The 13,990-nt window shown below is 51.8% G+C and carries 20 protein-coding genes; 6 read left to right on the forward strand and 14 right to left on the reverse strand.

Annotated elements, in window-relative coordinates:
- The first annotated feature begins 446 nt into the window (after positions 1-446).
- On the forward strand, positions 447-989 hold the full coding sequence (locus tag JEM67_RS25315; RefSeq protein ID WP_013814780.1) for a gamma carbonic anhydrase family protein: 543 nt from the start codon (positions 447-449) through the stop codon (positions 987-989).
- 36 nt (positions 990-1,025) lie between these two features.
- On the opposite strand, the gene aroE is transcribed toward JEM67_RS25315, so the two are convergent.
- Genes aroE through dprA form a run of 5 tightly spaced genes read right to left on the reverse strand, consistent with a single transcriptional unit; the run spans position 1,026 to position 4,570 of the window.
- The gene (gene aroE / locus JEM67_RS25320) at positions 1,026-1,844 is read right to left on the reverse strand and encodes a shikimate dehydrogenase (RefSeq protein ID WP_013814781.1); all 819 of its coding nucleotides are present in this window, start codon (positions 1,842-1,844) and stop codon (positions 1,026-1,028) included.
- An 11-nt stretch (positions 1,845-1,855) separates the two neighbouring features.
- Positions 1,856-2,425, reverse strand: a complete 570-nt coding sequence (gene tsaC / locus JEM67_RS25325; protein ID WP_013814782.1) for an L-threonylcarbamoyladenylate synthase type 1 TsaC — start codon at positions 2,423-2,425, stop codon at positions 1,856-1,858.
- Between the two features lie 7 nt (positions 2,426-2,432).
- Positions 2,433-2,978 (reverse strand): DNA topoisomerase family protein, encoded by a 546-nt coding sequence (locus JEM67_RS25330; protein WP_013814783.1) that lies wholly within the window; start codon positions 2,976-2,978, stop codon positions 2,433-2,435.
- A gap of 25 nt (positions 2,979-3,003) precedes the next feature.
- Entirely contained in the window at positions 3,004-3,477 is a 474-nt protein-coding gene (gene smg / locus JEM67_RS25335; protein ID WP_012147203.1) for a DUF494 family protein Smg, read from the reverse strand.
- On the reverse strand, positions 3,449-4,570 hold the full coding sequence (dprA, locus tag JEM67_RS25340) for a DNA-protecting protein DprA (RefSeq protein WP_199639682.1): 1,122 nt from the start codon (positions 4,568-4,570) through the stop codon (positions 3,449-3,451). Before dprA ends, smg begins: the two co-directional genes overlap by 29 nt.
- Before the next feature lie 133 nt (positions 4,571-4,703).
- Between dprA and def the strand changes: the two genes are divergently transcribed.
- The 5 genes from def (at position 4,704) to mscL (ending at position 9,550) form a co-directional block, all read left to right on the forward strand.
- Positions 4,704-5,213: a peptide deformylase gene (gene def, locus JEM67_RS25345; RefSeq protein WP_013814785.1), complete on the forward strand. Its 510-nt coding sequence runs from the start codon at positions 4,704-4,706 to the stop codon at positions 5,211-5,213.
- A gap of 17 nt (positions 5,214-5,230) precedes the next feature.
- Positions 5,231-6,175 (forward strand): methionyl-tRNA formyltransferase, encoded by a 945-nt coding sequence (fmt, locus tag JEM67_RS25350; RefSeq protein WP_013814786.1) that lies wholly within the window; start codon positions 5,231-5,233, stop codon positions 6,173-6,175.
- A 73-nt stretch (positions 6,176-6,248) separates the two neighbouring features.
- On the forward strand, positions 6,249-7,538 hold the full coding sequence (gene rsmB / locus JEM67_RS25355; protein ID WP_013814787.1) for a 16S rRNA (cytosine(967)-C(5))-methyltransferase RsmB: 1,290 nt from the start codon (positions 6,249-6,251) through the stop codon (positions 7,536-7,538).
- A gap of 77 nt (positions 7,539-7,615) precedes the next feature.
- Positions 7,616-8,992, forward strand: coding sequence for a Trk system potassium transporter TrkA (gene trkA / locus JEM67_RS25360; RefSeq protein WP_004951116.1), 1,377 nt, complete (start codon positions 7,616-7,618; stop codon positions 8,990-8,992).
- A gap of 141 nt (positions 8,993-9,133) precedes the next feature.
- Positions 9,134-9,550 (forward strand): large-conductance mechanosensitive channel protein MscL, encoded by a 417-nt coding sequence (gene mscL, locus JEM67_RS25365; protein WP_013814788.1) that lies wholly within the window; start codon positions 9,134-9,136, stop codon positions 9,548-9,550.
- Positions 9,551-9,606: 56 nt separating this feature from the next.
- Here the strand turns inward: mscL and JEM67_RS25370 are convergent, their stop codons facing one another.
- From JEM67_RS25370 to rpmJ, 9 genes are all read right to left on the reverse strand, one after another.
- Positions 9,607-9,813 carry an alternative ribosome-rescue factor A gene (locus tag JEM67_RS25370; RefSeq protein ID WP_013814789.1) on the reverse strand — a complete coding sequence of 69 codons (207 nt, stop codon included), beginning with the start codon at positions 9,811-9,813 and terminating at the stop codon, positions 9,607-9,609.
- Between the two features lie 84 nt (positions 9,814-9,897).
- Entirely contained in the window at positions 9,898-10,329 is a 432-nt protein-coding gene (gene zntR / locus JEM67_RS25375; protein ID WP_199639684.1) for a Zn(2+)-responsive transcriptional regulator, read from the reverse strand.
- Positions 10,322-10,702, reverse strand: coding sequence for a DUF1992 domain-containing protein (locus JEM67_RS25380; RefSeq protein ID WP_199639686.1), 381 nt, complete (start codon positions 10,700-10,702; stop codon positions 10,322-10,324). The genes zntR and JEM67_RS25380 overlap by 8 nt, the downstream gene beginning before the upstream one ends.
- A gap of 147 nt (positions 10,703-10,849) precedes the next feature.
- On the reverse strand, positions 10,850-11,239 hold the full coding sequence (gene rplQ / locus JEM67_RS25385) for a 50S ribosomal protein L17 (RefSeq protein WP_004929726.1): 390 nt from the start codon (positions 11,237-11,239) through the stop codon (positions 10,850-10,852).
- Positions 11,240-11,279: 40 nt separating this feature from the next.
- Positions 11,280-12,269, reverse strand: coding sequence for a DNA-directed RNA polymerase subunit alpha (locus JEM67_RS25390; RefSeq protein WP_002919219.1), 990 nt, complete (start codon positions 12,267-12,269; stop codon positions 11,280-11,282).
- A gap of 25 nt (positions 12,270-12,294) precedes the next feature.
- The gene (gene rpsD, locus JEM67_RS25395) at positions 12,295-12,915 is read right to left on the reverse strand and encodes a 30S ribosomal protein S4 (RefSeq protein WP_013814792.1); all 621 of its coding nucleotides are present in this window, start codon (positions 12,913-12,915) and stop codon (positions 12,295-12,297) included.
- A gap of 30 nt (positions 12,916-12,945) precedes the next feature.
- A complete protein-coding gene (gene rpsK / locus JEM67_RS25400) occupies positions 12,946-13,335 on the reverse strand; it encodes a 30S ribosomal protein S11 (RefSeq protein WP_004951128.1) in 390 nt (129 codons plus the stop codon).
- A 16-nt stretch (positions 13,336-13,351) separates the two neighbouring features.
- On the reverse strand, positions 13,352-13,708 hold the full coding sequence (gene rpsM, locus JEM67_RS25405) for a 30S ribosomal protein S13 (RefSeq protein ID WP_004951130.1): 357 nt from the start codon (positions 13,706-13,708) through the stop codon (positions 13,352-13,354).
- 146 nt (positions 13,709-13,854) lie between these two features.
- Positions 13,855-13,971, reverse strand: coding sequence for a 50S ribosomal protein L36 (gene rpmJ / locus JEM67_RS25410; protein WP_002227352.1), 117 nt, complete (start codon positions 13,969-13,971; stop codon positions 13,855-13,857).
- Positions 13,972-13,990: the final 19 nt, after the last annotated feature.

A 13,990-nucleotide genomic window follows, 5' to 3' on the forward strand; every position in this document is an offset into this window, starting at 1 on the left:
TCAGTAGTCACTCTTCAAGACTTGATATTTTTTCGTACCCGAAGGTACTGGATATCGTCTTGTGGAGTGCCCACACAGATTGTCTGATAAATTGTTAAAGAGCAGTGAGTTAGCCGCCGTAGCTTGCTATCTCGAGGTGGCGTATATTACGCTTTCCTCTTTCAGAGTCAACCCCAATTTTCAGGATTTTTTCTCTTCGAACCCCGGAGACTCTGTGAAGTTGTTCACATGTTCCGTGTCGATGGAGGCGCATTATAGGGATCCAAGTTTTTTGCACAACCCCTTTTTTGATCTTTCCTTACCGTTTGCACACTTTTCAGCCCTTTCGGGTGGATCTTGCGCGATCGGGGCCATTTTCCGCAGGATCCGTCACTTCCATTGGTTGTAATTCCACCGCCAACGTCTAGTATTGCCGGTAAATATGATCCCGACCCGAGGCTATTCTCATGTCTGATGCAGTGCGTTCTTATCTTCATTACTCTCCTCAACTGGGTCAGCGCGTGATGATCGACCCTTCCAGCGTGGTGATCGGTAATGTTGAACTGGCCGATGACGTCAGTATCTGGCCGTTGGTTGCCATCCGCGGTGATGTAAACGCGGTAAAGATCGGTGCGCGCAGTAATGTTCAAGATGGCAGCGTGCTGCATGTTACCCATAAGTCCGATCATAATCCCGAAGGCTACCCATTGTTGATTGGTGAAGACGTAACCGTCGGCCATAAAGCGATGCTGCACGGCTGCGCGATCGGCAATCGAGTACTGGTAGGGATGGGATCGATCCTGCTGGATGGAGCAGTAATAGAAGATGATGTGATGATTGGTGCCGGAAGCCTGGTAGCTCCGGGCAAACGTCTGGCAAGCGGTTACCTTTATATGGGTAGCCCAGCGCGCCAAATTCGTCCGCTGAACACCGCTGAATTAGAAGGGCTGCTTTACTCTTCAAATAACTACGTGCGCTGGAAAGACGAATATTTGTCGGAAGACATCTGAAAGTCCCGTTCCCTTATATAGGGAACGGGAAGCAGGCTATGCCGCCAATTCGCTGCGCAGTTGGCGCAGCACCGGTTCTATGTCCGGCATAACGCCATGCCATAACAGAAACGAATGGGCGGCCTGCCCCACCAGCATCCCTAAACCATCGGCATACTCTTTCGCGCCCTGTTGTAGTGCCCAAGCCAAAAACGGTGTTAATCCCTGCTGATAAAACATGTCATAACAGCGAGTACGCTCGTTAACCGTCCCGGCCGGCAATGCCGGGATCTCTCCGCTGATGCCAGATGCCGTGGCGTTAATCACTAAATCAAACTGCCGCTCAGCGAGTTTATCCATTGGCAATGCGGATATTTCGCCCAGATGCTGGAATACCTGCGCCAGCAACTGCGCCCGGCTAAAAGTACGGTTGACGATCACCACCTCGCAGCCCAAGGATAATAGCGGCAGGATCACCCCGCGCGCCGCACCACCAGCGCCCACCAGCAAGATGCGATCCTTAGGCTGGATCAACTTCTGGCGTTCAAGATCGGTCAGTAAGCCGATCCCGTCGGTGTTATCACCCAACAGGCGGCCTTCCGGCAGTACCTTCAGCGTATTTACCGCACCTGCCAGCGAAGCACGCTCGCTCAGCTCCGTAGCAACCTTATAGGCCTGCTCTTTAAAGGGGACCGTAACGTTAGCTCCTTGGCCGCCCGCCTGGATAAAGGCCTGCAGAGTGGTTTCAAAACCGTCAAGCGGAGCCAACACCCTGCCGTAAGGATGTTCTAGCCCGGTCTGGGCGGCAAATAACGCATGAATACGCGGCGATTTACTGTGGCCGATAGGGTTGCCGAATACCGCAAACTTCTCCATGCATATAACCTCTAGCCCTGACGGATCAACTCACCGGTCAGGACATCTCTGATTTCGGAAGGATTAAGACGGCCACCAACGCTGCCGGCTAACACCGGAAACGCGGCGCCAAATTGTTGCAAAACCTCATCGGCGCTGCGGCAAGGCTCCTGTCCGCTGAGGTTAGCACTGGTCGACACCAAGGGTTTGCCAAACTGCCGGCACAGTTGTTGCACCAATGGATGATCGCTGACGCGCACCGCCAATGAATTGAAACGGCCGGTCAGCAGCCGAGGCGTTTCAGGCCGGGCGGGAATAACCCAGGTCACCGGACCTGGCCAACTGGCAAACATTGCAGCGCGCTGCTGTTCGCTCAGAGCGTCATCATCAATATAGGGTGTTAGCTGCGCATAATCAGCCGCAATCAGGATCAGTCCTTTTTCCCAGGGACGCTGTTTCAGAGCCAATAAGGCGTTGACCGCCAGCTCACTGTCAGGATCGCACCCCAGGCCAAATACCGCCTCGGTCGGGTAAGCAATGACCTGCTGGTTATACAGCGCGTCAATCATTGGCGTTAAGATAGAAGTGAATTCAGAGCTCATGATGTCATTATTCTGTGGTGACTACGGGTTTTCCGCAAAGTTTACTGGCGCAGCAAAGGGTGGGCCCTTTTGCCGTGCGTTTTTCCATCAGCAGCGGGTAGTGGCAATATTCGCACTCACCGGCGACAGGTTTAAAATTGAGGACAAACTGGCATTCAGGGTAGCGATCGCAGGAATGGAATACCTTGCCGTAGCGTGATTTGCGCTGCAGCAGTTTCCCCTGCTCGCACTGCGGACAACTGATGCTGGTTTCATCCGGCTTATCGATCACTTCAGTGTGATCGCACTCTGGGTAGTTGCTGCAGCCGACAAACATGCCATAACGCCCCTGGCGTAATACCAGCGTTGCCTGACATTTCGGGCATTCCTGCCCTTCCAATACCTTGACAATATGGCCATCGGTCTGCGCTTTAAGCGGCCGGATATGTTGGCATTCTGGATAACGGGAACAGCCGAGAAAGGGGCCGTGGCGACCACTGCGGATCACCAACTCGGCCCCACATTCCGGACAGGGTTCATTTTGCCTGGCGGCAAAAATCGCTGTTTTTGTCATAACATCTTCTATGCGTGTTACCGGCTCAGTGCAGATAACCTTCGTTTACTTCAAACAACAGTTCTTCCATTTGCTGATAGGCGCTTTCATATCCTGGGATGTTAAACAACACCATCAGCACCACCCATTTCAGATCTTCGAGATCGAATTCCGTGTTATCTAAAGCCATAACACGATCGATAACCATTTCACGGGTTTCGAGGTTCAATACTTGAATCTGTTCAAGGAACAGGAGGAAACCACGGCAACTGGCATCCAAACGCACGCCTTCTTCTTCGGTGTAGATCCGCATTGCCAGCGGATCGGCATCCATAAAATAGGGCGCATTTTCACCTTCTTGCAGGTCAGCGAGTTTTTCAAGCCAATTCAACGCGTTGTAGATATCATCCCGATGAAACCCCGCCTGAGCGAGATCATCGGTCAGTTGATCCTGATCGACGCGCATCTCTGGTTCATTGTGGATATAAGTTTCAAACAAGTACATGAGTACGTCGAACATGGCCTGCCCTCCTTATTCGGACATAGCCGCCGGGTACAGCTGCGATCCACCCTGCTAACTCCAGATCGAGTAACTTGATTACCACCTCTGGCACAGGTTGGCCGGCACGTTCAGCGACGACGTCAACAGGTGTCACCTCATCTCCTACGTTAGCCAACACATCAGCAAATGGCAATTCAACTTCGGCTTCAGACGCACAAATAGTTGTATTTTCGTTCAACGATAGCCAATGCAGGCCGCTTCCCAGTTGTTCAGCTATTTCTTTCGGCCCCGTGACCAGATAGGCTCCCTGTTGGATCAACCAATGCGTTCCTTCGCTCATCGGATTACCCAGAGCGCCAGGCAACGCGAAAACTTCACGCCCTTGTTCCAGCGCATAACGGGCCGTTATCAACGTTCCGCTACGTAGAGAGGCTTCAATCACCACTACACCCAAACTTAGACCGCTGATAATGCGGTTACGACGCGGAAAGTGATCGGCCATTGGCAGGTCGGTAACCAGATATTCAGAGATTATCGCCCCGCCGTGCTCGACAATTTGTTCGGCCAAACGGCGATGCCGGCGCGGATAGATATTAGCCAGACCGCTGCCCAGCACGGCTACCGTCTTTCCTTCAGCTGCCAGCGCCGCGCGGTGACAGATGCCATCAATGCCAATGGCCAACCCGCTGGTGATGGTAAAACCGCAGTTCACCAGTCCGGTGGCAAAATAACTGCCCCAGTGCTCACCGTAATGGCTGAACTGACGGCTGCCGACCATGGCGATTTGCGGTTGCAGCAAGGTCTCAGGGTTACCCTTCACCAGCAGTATCAACGGGGCATCATCGACAGGAAGCAATTGTTCGGGGTAACCGGCCTCACCATAGGTCAACAGCACGCTATCGGGTTGCTCGAGCCAGGTGAGCGTGGCGGCCAGATAACGTGAGTCAACCTGGCGAAACTGCGCCTGCTGCCGATCATTCAGCCCCAATGACCGTAACAAACGATAAGGATCGCCCCCGGCCGCGACCATTTGTTTTATCATCTGGCTAGCCTGTGTGGCCCCCACCCCTGTAACCCCACGCATCCGTAAGCCAATTTCCTCTGCCTGCATCGTCTGTTCCCTCGCAGAAAACGGTGGTATTACCAATTCGAGCAATTGGTGCGCAATGCTGTCAATCAGGCCGGGAAATGTCTAGAATAGAAGCTAAACCTCGTTTATCACTCGGAAACAGATCTCAAGATATATGTCAGTATTGCAGGTATTACATTACCCAGACGAGCGGCTACGCAAAGTTGCGGCCCCGGTAAAAGAAGTCAATGCAACTATCCAGCGCATCGTGGATGATATGTTTGAAACCATGTACGCAGAGGAAGGCATTGGCCTGGCTGCGACACAGGTGGATATCCATCAGCGGATTATCGTCATTGACGTTTCTGAGAACCGCGATGAGCGCCTCGTGCTGATCAACCCGGAACTGCTGGAAAAAAGCGGTGAAACCGGGATCGAGGAAGGCTGCCTTTCCATTCCTGAGCAACGTGCATTAGTTCCGCGTGCCGCCAACGTGAAAATCAGAGCGCTGGACCGTGACGGTAACCCTTTTGAGCTCGAAGCCGATGACCTGTTGGCCATCTGTATTCAGCACGAAATGGATCACCTGATGGGCAAGCTGTTCGTCGATTATTTGTCGCCGCTGAAGCGCCAGCGTATCCGTCAGAAACTGGAAAAAATGGCCAAGCTGAACGCACGCGCCTAACCGATCAGGAAATCAACGTGTCTGACACTTTACGGATTATTTTTGCCGGTACTCCAGACTTCGCAGCGCGTCACCTTGACGCGCTGTTGTCATCTGGGCACCAGATTGTCGGGGTATTTACCCAACCTGATCGTCCCGCAGGCCGTGGTAACAAACTGACGCCCAGCCCGGTTAAGGTACTGGCAGAACAGCACCAACTGCCGGTGTTTCAACCCAAATCATTGCGCCCGGAAGAGAACCAGCATCTGGTTGCCGATCTCAACGCCGATGTAATGGTGGTAGTGGCGTATGGCCTGATCTTGCCTAAAGCGGTGCTGGAAATGCCGCGCCTCGGTTGCATCAACGTGCACGGTTCGCTGTTGCCGCGTTGGCGTGGCGCAGCACCCATTCAACGTTCACTCTGGGCTGGCGACAACGAAACCGGCGTCACCATCATGCAGATGGATGTGGGCCTGGACACCGGCGATATGATGCACAAGATCGCATGCCCGATCGAATCCGATGACACCAGCGCCACCCTGTACGACAAGCTGGCAAAACTCGGCCCGCAAGGCATGCTGACCACGCTGCTGCAAATGGCCGAAGGTACGGCACAACGTGAAGTGCAAGACGAAGCGCTGGTGACCTACGCCGAGAAGCTGAGCAAAGAAGAAGCACGCCTGGATTGGAACCTGTCCGCCGTTCAGCTTGAGCGTTGCATCCGCGCCTTTAACCCATGGCCGGTCAGCTATTTCACCATTGACGATCAACCGGTGAAAGTGTGGCAGGCAACGGTGCTGGCAGAAACGCCTGGCGCAGAACCTGGCACCATCATCCATGCCGACAAGCACGGTATTCAGATAGCTACCGCGGACGGTATTCTTAACCTGACGCAACTGCAACCGGCGGGCAAAAAACCGATGTCGGCGCAGGATCTGCTGAATTCACGCCGCGAATGGTTTATGCCGGGTAACCGGTTATAAACCGCCCCCACTGCCCGGCAGATAATAGCCGGGCTGTTTCTTTCTTAACGCCGATCGTTATCAGCTTTAGCCTATGAAAAACAATTACAATCTCCGAAGCCACGCAGCCAAAGCCATCGGTCAGGTACTGGATCAAGGTCAGTCACTCAGCACTGTCCTGCCGGCACTGCAAAAAACCATTTCTGACAAGGACCGCGCACTCTTGCAGGAGCTGTGCTTCGGCACTCTGCGTGTACTGCCACAGCTTGAATGGTGCATTCAGCAATTAATGGCAAAGCCGATGACCGGCAAGCAGCGCACGCTGCACTATTTGCTGATGGTCGGGCTGTACCAGCTGCTGTATACCCGTATCCCTGCTCACGCGGTACTGGCAGAAACCGTGGAAGGCGCGGTGGCGTTGAAACGACCACAGCTTAAAGGGCTGATCAATGGCGTATTGCGCCAATTCCAACGCCAGCAGGAGGAATTACTGCAACGCGCCGCCAATAACGACAGCCGCTACCTGCACCCAAGTTGGCTTTTAAAACGCATTCAGCAAGCTTATCCCGCTCAGTGGGAACAGATTATTGATGCCAATAACCAGAAGCCGCCGATGTGGCTGCGCGTCAACCGCCTGCATCACACCCGCGAAGACTACTTGCGGTTGATGGAACAGGCCGGTATTGCCGCCGAACCGCATGCAGAGTACCGTGATGCGCTGCGTCTGCTGGTACCCTGCGCCGTTACCGACCTGCCTGGTTTTGCCGATGGCTGGGTCACGGTGCAAGACGCCTCCGCGCAGGGCTGTGTTGATCTGCTGGATCCACAGGACGGGGAACAGATCCTCGATCTGTGCGCAGCTCCGGGTGGCAAAACCACTCACATTCTGGAGGCTGCCCCCAAAGCCCATGTGATGGCGGTCGATATCGATGAGCAACGCCTGGGCCGGGTCAAAGAAAATCTGCAGCGCCTGCGTTTACATGCCGAAGTGAAACTGGGTGATGGCCGCACTCCGCAACAATGGTGCGGCGACAAGCAATTCGATCGCATTTTGCTGGATGCCCCCTGCTCTGCCACCGGCGTGATCCGTCGCCATCCAGATATCAAATGGCTGCGCCGTGACAGTGACATTGCTGAGCTGGCAAAGCTCCAGGCAGAGATCATTGATGCCATTTGGCCACATCTCAAAAGCGGTGGTGTGATGGTGTATGCCACCTGTTCTATCCTGCCAACGGAGAATGCTGAGCAGGTTACCGCCTTTCTCCAGCGTCATCCCGATGCCCGATTGGTTGAAACCGGTAACGAACAGCAGCCGGGTAGACAGAATCTTCCGCATCCAGAGGATGGGGATGGCTTCTTTTACGCTAAGCTGATTAAAATGTAGCTGTTCAGTGCTTAGGGTACGCCTGTTGTGCCCTATCAGAAAATATTCAGCGGTTTCAGTGTGAAGCAGAGAACCAAATGAAAATAATTATTCTTGGTGCAGGTCAGGTTGGCGGAACACTGGCAGAAAACCTGGTGGGTGAAAATAACGATATCACCGTCGTGGATACCGATTCCGGTCGCCTGCGTCAGTTACAGGATAAATTTGACCTGCGGGTCGTTCAGGGATACGGCTCCCATCCGCGAGTGTTACGTGAAGCCGGTGCGGAAGACGCCGACATGCTGGTCGCCGTTACCAATTCTGACGAGACCAACATGATTGCCTGTCAGATTGCCTACTCGCTGTTTAATACGCCTAACCGTATCGCACGTATCCGCGCACCGGAATATATCCGTGAATCGGAGAAACTTTTTCAGCCGGAAGCCGTTCCGATTGATCACCTGATTTCGCCGGAACAACTGGTTATCGATTACATCTATAAATTGATTGAGTACCCAGGCGCACTGCAGGTTGTCAATTTTGCCGAAGGGAAAGTCAGCATTGCTGCGGTAAAAGCCTACTACGGCGGTCCGCTGGTAGGTAACGCGTTGTCCGCAATGCGCGAGCATATGCCGCACATTGATACCCGCGTCGCCGCGATCTTCCGCCAGGACCGGCCGATTCGTCCTCAGGGGTCCACCATTATCGAAGCAGGGGACGAAGTGTTTTTCGTTGCCGCATCACAGCACATCCGTGCGGTGATGAGTGAATTGCAACGACTCGAGAAGCCTTATAAACGTATCATGATCGTCGGTGGCGGCAATGTAGGTGCAGGCCTGGCACAACGGTTAGAAAAATCTTATAACGTGAAACTGATTGAACGTAATCAGCAACGTGCCACAGAGCTGGCCGAGCAGTTGCATGACACCATCGTGTTTTATGGCGATGCCTCGGATCAGGAACTGTTAGCTGAAGAGCACGTTGATCAGGTAGACGTCTTTATTGCCATTACCAATGATGACGAAGCCAACATTATGTCCGCTATGCTAGCCAAACGCATGGGCGCCAAAAAAGTAATGGTGCTGATTCAGCGTCGCGCCTACGTCGATCTGGTGCAAGGCAGCGTAATCGATATTGCTATATCCCCACAACAAGCGACGATTTCTGCATTATTAGGCCACGTACGTAAAGCGGATATCGTAAGCGTTTCATCGCTGCGTCGCGGCGTCGCAGAAGCTATCGAAGCCATTGCGCACGGTGACGAAAGCACGTCAAAAGTGGTTGGCCGTATCGTTGAAGATATTAAATTGCCGCCAGGTACCACCATTGGTGCCATTGTGCGGGGTGACGACGTTATTATTGCCAATGGTCGCAGCAAGATTGAACAGGGGGACCATGTCATTATGTTTATTACCGATAAAAAGTTCGTTCCCGACGTTGAACGTTTGTTCCAACCAAGCCCATTCTTCCTTTAGAACAAATTTATTAACCGATAGTCTATAATCAGGTTGATATTCGCTGCGGTGGGAAGAGATAAAACACTTTTCTCTCCTTATTGTGGCAAAGGGAAATTGCTTTGTTAAACTTGTGTTATTAATTTCTTTGAGGGGTGTGCTATGAGTATGTTAAAAGAATTCCGCGAATTCGCCATGCGTGGCAACGTGGTTGATCTGGCAGTGGGTGTGATTATCGGTGCTGCTTTCGGTAAAATCGTATCGTCCTTCGTTGCAGATATCATCATGCCTCCGCTGGGTTTGCTGATCGGCGGCGTCGATTTCAAACAATTCCACCTGGTATTACGTGAAGCCCAAGGTGCAGTGCCCGCTGTGGTAATGAACTATGGTTCATTTATCCAGTCCGTTTTTGACTTCGTGATCGTTGCCTTCGCTATTTTCCTGGCCATTAAATTAATGAACAAAATGCGTCGCAAGCAGGCAGAAGAGCCGGCAGCAGCTCCGGCACCGACTGCGGAAGAAAAACTACTGACTGAAATCCGTGATTTGCTGAGCCAACAACAGCAGCCAAAATTGTAATTACGCTTTCCAGTGCCAATAAAAAGCCATCCTATTCAGATGGCTTTTTTAATGTCTTAAAACCAGAAGGCCAGTGGCAAATTATCGTTTAATAGCTTGCCACTGGCCTCCCAGTTACCGCCTTTTGCGTGCTTATCTTTACGCCGATAGCTGCCCTTTCCTTTGGTATTTTTTTCTATCCTTTGACGGAATAATGGATCGTGCAACAGTGCCTCAATGGCATTGTCCTGTATCCGGCCTTTGGTATGTCGATATTGAGTCATGGGAATTCACCTTGTTTGTGTATGGTTATAAAACGTACCGATATTACTGCCGCGCGCATAAAAACTAAAGGCCTATGAGTTCTTTTATGTTCCTTTTTTTACCTTTTCATCACTGGCTCCCTGCTCCAGCGCTTCCAAAATTGAACAATAGCTGCTGGTATGAGCGCTACCACAGCAAGCATCGCTCAGCCGCTTTAACGATGCACGCATCCGCATCAACTCAGTCAGCTTGTTCTCTACTTCGCTGAGCCTCGCGTCAACGATCGATTTAGACTCCTGACAGGTATGGTGCTCAGGATCGACACGGATCGACAGCAGTTCGGCGATGGTTTCCAATGTAAAGCCGAGCTGCTTGGCATAACGGATAAATCGTAACCGCTGCAGATCCTGATCGTTGTACAGCCGATAACCGCCCTCGGTACGAACGTTATGGTCCATCATTCCCTGCTTTTCGTAATAGCGCACAGTATCGGGCGTTACGTCAGCAAGCTTTGCCAGTTGACCGATCTTAAACATCACTCTGCTCCAGTGCGAATTTCTCGTTCAATGTCCGCTCATATTCACCGTGTAAAAAATCAGTGCTCATTCCTGCCTGCCGCAAGCGACATTCCAGTAAGGCCATACGTCTGCTGAGGCTGACATAGTCTGGATGCTCGCTGTTAATATCCTGCAGTAAACGAGCTACAGTGAGTGCCTCTTTACGATCTTCAAGTTCCGCAGGCAAATAGCCGGCGTTTTTAAGTAAGCGAAACCCTGAACGCAGTTCAGCAGGCACAGCGCTGTCATCATCCAACTTAAGCGGCTGTCCTCGGCCCGGCAAATTGTCCAGTTCACCTTTATCTTGCGCCTCACGAATATGACGCTCTGCCCATTCATCGAGTAACCACATAACATGATATCTCAGTTGACCTGACTAATAGCGTTAGCATAGCGGATAGAGGCGGGGATCTTAAGTCTTGCGGGGGAAGAGAGCACATTCGGCTAGCTCTGGACGTAAAAAAACCGGGCAAGCCCGGTTTCTTTACGCGTCTACAGATTACTCTGCAGTTGCCACTTCTGCTTGAGACTCAGCACGATCAACCAGCTCGATGTATGCCATCGGCGCGTTGTCGCCTGCGCGGAAGCCACACTTCAGAATGCGAGTGTAACCACCGGCACGGCTCGCGAAACGCGGGCCCAGCTCGTTAAACAGTTTTGCCACGATCTCGTTATCACGAGTACGGGCGAATGCCAGACGACGATTAGCTACGCTGTCGGTCTTGGCAAGAGTAATCAGCGGCTCAACAACGCGACGCAGCTCTTTCGCTTTTGGCAAGGTCGTCTTGATGATCTCATGACGAACCAAAGAGCCGGCCATGTTACGGAACATAGCCTGGCGGTGGCTGCTGTTACGGTTCAGTTGACGACCACTCTTACGATGGCGCATGACCTTATCCTTCTCAGTAAAACCTTAACCTGTGATCCGGTTACTCGTCAGCAATGCTTGCCGGTGGCCAGTTTTCCAGGCGCATGCCCAGAGACAGACCACGTGAGGCCAGCACGTCTTTAATCTCAGTAAGAGATTTTTTACCCAGGTTCGGCGTTTTCAGCAACTCAACCTCGGTACGCTGTACCAGATCACCGATGTAGTGGATAGCTTCTGCCTTAAGGCAGTTAGCAGAGCGGACAGTCAATTCCAGATCGTCAACAGGGCGCAGCAGGATCGGATCGAATTCTGGTTTCTCTTCTTTAACTTCTGGTTGACGAACATCACGTAAGTCAACAAAAGCTTCAAGTTGTTCAGCCAGGATGGTTGCCGCACGGCGGATCGCCTCTTCAGGATCGATCGTGCCATTGGTTTCCATTTCGATAACCAGCTTGTCCAGGTCAGTACGCTGTTCTACACGCGCTGCTTCAACATTGTAGGCAATACGCTCTACAGGGCTATAGCAGGCGTCAACCAACAGACGACCGATCGGGCGCTCATCTTCTTCCGAATGAATTCGGGCAGAAGCCGGCACGTAACCACGACCGCGCTGAACTTTGATACGCATGCTGATAGCAGCGTTCTCATCGGTCAGGTGGCAGATCACATGCTGAGGCTTGACGATTTCGACATCACCATCATGGGTAATGTCGGCAGCGGTCACAGGGCCAATGCCAGATTTATTCAGGGTAAGAATAACTTCGTCTTTGCCTTGAACTCTCACCGCCAGCCCTTTCAGGTTGAGCAGGATCTCCAGGATATCTTCCTGTACGCCTTCTTTGGTGCTGTACTCATGCAGTACACCATCAATCTCAACCTCGGTCACCGCGCAACCCGGCATAGATGAAAGCAGAATACGGCGCAGTGCGTTGCCAAGAGTATGGCCAAAGCCACGCTCTAAAGGCTCAAGGGTCACCTTGGCGTGCGTCGAACTGACTTGCTCGATATCTACCAGGCGCGGTTTTAGAAACTCTGTCACAGAACCCTGCATTGTGTCCTCTCTTTGGTACTAAGCTTTACTTGGAGTAAAGCTCGACGATCAGGTGTTCGTTAATGTCCGCAGACAGATCGGTACGTTCAGGCATACGCTTGAACACGCCTTCCATCTTAGCAGCATCAACTTCCAGCCAAGTCGGCTTTTCACGCTGCTCAGCCAGCTCCAGAGAAGCTTTAACACGAGATTGCTTTTTAGCCTTCTCGCGGATGCTGACTACGTCATTCGGAGATACCTGATAAGAAGCGATGTTAACAACGCGACCGTTTACCATAACTGCTTTGTGGCTAACCAACTGACGTGACTCTGCACGAGTAGCGCCGAAGCCCATACGGTAAACAACGTTGTCCAAACGACCTTCCAGCAGTTGCAACAGGTTTGCACCGGTGTTGCCCTTCAGGCGTGCTGCTTCTTTATAATAGTTACGGAATTGACGCTCCAGAACACCGTACATACGGCGAACTTTTTGCTTTTCACGTAACTGTACACCGTAGTCAGACAGACGCGGTTTACGCGCACCGTGTTGACCAGGCGGTTGCTCAATTTTACACTTGGTATCGATCGCGCGAACGCCAGACTTCAGGAACAGGTCTGTGCCCTCACGGCGGCTAAGCTTGAGCTTAGGACCCAAATATCTTGCCATTTTCTTTCTCCAACTAACCTAAAAGCAGCGTTATACGCGGCGCTTTTTCGGCGGACGACAACCGTTGTGAGGGATAGGAGTCACATCAGTAATATTAGTGATGCGGAAACCAGCGGCGTTCAGAGCACGAATAGTTGATTCGCGACCCGGACCCGGTCCCTTAACCATAACTTCCAGGTTCTTGATACCGTATTCTTTTACTGCGTCAGCACAACGTTCTGCTGCAACCTGAGCTGCAAACGGAGTTGACTTACGAGAACCACGGAAACCAGAACCACCGGCAGTTGCCCAACCCAATGCATTACCCTGACGATCGGTAATAGTTACAATGGTGTTGTTGAAAGAAGCATGGACATGAGCCACGCCGTCAGAGACTTGTTTTCTTACACGCTTACGTGTACGAACAGGTGCCTTTGCCATTATTCAATCACCCTGATTATTTCTTGATCGGTTTACGCGGACCCTTACGGGTACGTGCGTTGGTCTTCGTACGCTGACCGCGAACTGGCAGACCACGACGATGACGCAAACCACGGTAAGTACCAAGATCCATCAGACGCTTGATGCTCAGGGTAACTTCACGACGCAAATCACCTTCTACAGTGAATTTGGCGACTGCTTCACGCAGCTGTTCAATTTGCTCTTCAGACAGCTCACTGATCTTAACATTTTCAGCAATACCCGTAGACGCACAGATAGACTGTGAGCGGGTTTTACCGATTCCGAAGATCGACGTTAAGGCGATTACGGTATGTTTATGATCAGGAATGTTAATGCCTGCTATACGGGCCACTATGCACTCCTACTATTTTATACGGCAACACCATTCTGAAAAGCCCGTTTTCAGGATACTCAAATAATGTTGCAGCTACATACAAAAGATTGGCTGGCTAATCTAGCCAGCTCAACCCAACTTTGCAAGAAAAATATGCGAGATAATCAGCCTTGACGCTGTTTATGCTTCGGCTCGGCGCTGCAAATCACACGAACGACACCGTTACGCTTAACGATTTTGCAGTTACGACATAATTTCTTGACGGAAGCACGAACTTTCATTTTTACTCTCCGTAACTTC

The organism is Serratia sp. PAMC26656 (genome assembly GCF_016469055.2).
Classification (GTDB): Bacteria; Pseudomonadota; Gammaproteobacteria; order Enterobacterales; family Enterobacteriaceae; genus Serratia; species Serratia plymuthica.

Excerpts from the sequence above, each read along its gene's own strand:
- JEM67_RS25315 (WP_013814780.1), top strand. The coding sequence starts at position 447 with ATGTCTGATGCAGTGCGTTCTTATCTTCATTACTCTCCTCAACTGGGT.
- aroE (WP_013814781.1), bottom strand. The coding sequence starts at position 1,844 with ATGGAGAAGTTTGCGGTATTCGGCAACCCTATCGGCCACAGTAAATCG.
- tsaC (WP_013814782.1), bottom strand. The coding sequence starts at position 2,425 with ATGAGCTCTGAATTCACTTCTATCTTAACGCCAATGATTGACGCGCTG.
- JEM67_RS25330 (WP_013814783.1), bottom strand. The coding sequence starts at position 2,978 with ATGACAAAAACAGCGATTTTTGCCGCCAGGCAAAATGAACCCTGTCCG.
- smg (WP_012147203.1), bottom strand. The coding sequence starts at position 3,477 with ATGTTCGACGTACTCATGTACTTGTTTGAAACTTATATCCACAATGAA.
- dprA (WP_199639682.1), bottom strand. The coding sequence starts at position 4,570 with ATGCAGGCAGAGGAAATTGGCTTACGGATGCGTGGGGTTACAGGGGTG.
- def (WP_013814785.1), top strand. The coding sequence starts at position 4,704 with ATGTCAGTATTGCAGGTATTACATTACCCAGACGAGCGGCTACGCAAA.
- rsmB (WP_013814787.1), top strand. The coding sequence starts at position 6,249 with ATGAAAAACAATTACAATCTCCGAAGCCACGCAGCCAAAGCCATCGGT.
- trkA (WP_004951116.1), top strand. The coding sequence starts at position 7,616 with ATGAAAATAATTATTCTTGGTGCAGGTCAGGTTGGCGGAACACTGGCA.
- mscL (WP_013814788.1), top strand. The coding sequence starts at position 9,134 with ATGAGTATGTTAAAAGAATTCCGCGAATTCGCCATGCGTGGCAACGTG.
- JEM67_RS25370 (WP_013814789.1), bottom strand. The coding sequence starts at position 9,813 with ATGACTCAATATCGACATACCAAAGGCCGGATACAGGACAATGCCATT.
- zntR (WP_199639684.1), bottom strand. The coding sequence starts at position 10,329 with ATGTTTAAGATCGGTCAACTGGCAAAGCTTGCTGACGTAACGCCCGAT.
- JEM67_RS25380 (WP_199639686.1), bottom strand. The coding sequence starts at position 10,702 with ATGTGGTTACTCGATGAATGGGCAGAGCGTCATATTCGTGAGGCGCAA.
- rplQ (WP_004929726.1), bottom strand. The coding sequence starts at position 11,239 with ATGCGCCATCGTAAGAGTGGTCGTCAACTGAACCGTAACAGCAGCCAC.
- JEM67_RS25390 (WP_002919219.1), bottom strand. The coding sequence starts at position 12,269 with ATGCAGGGTTCTGTGACAGAGTTTCTAAAACCGCGCCTGGTAGATATC.
- rpsD (WP_013814792.1), bottom strand. The coding sequence starts at position 12,915 with ATGGCAAGATATTTGGGTCCTAAGCTCAAGCTTAGCCGCCGTGAGGGC.
- rpsK (WP_004951128.1), bottom strand. The coding sequence starts at position 13,335 with ATGGCAAAGGCACCTGTTCGTACACGTAAGCGTGTAAGAAAACAAGTC.
- rpmJ (WP_002227352.1), bottom strand. The coding sequence starts at position 13,971 with ATGAAAGTTCGTGCTTCCGTCAAGAAATTATGTCGTAACTGCAAAATC.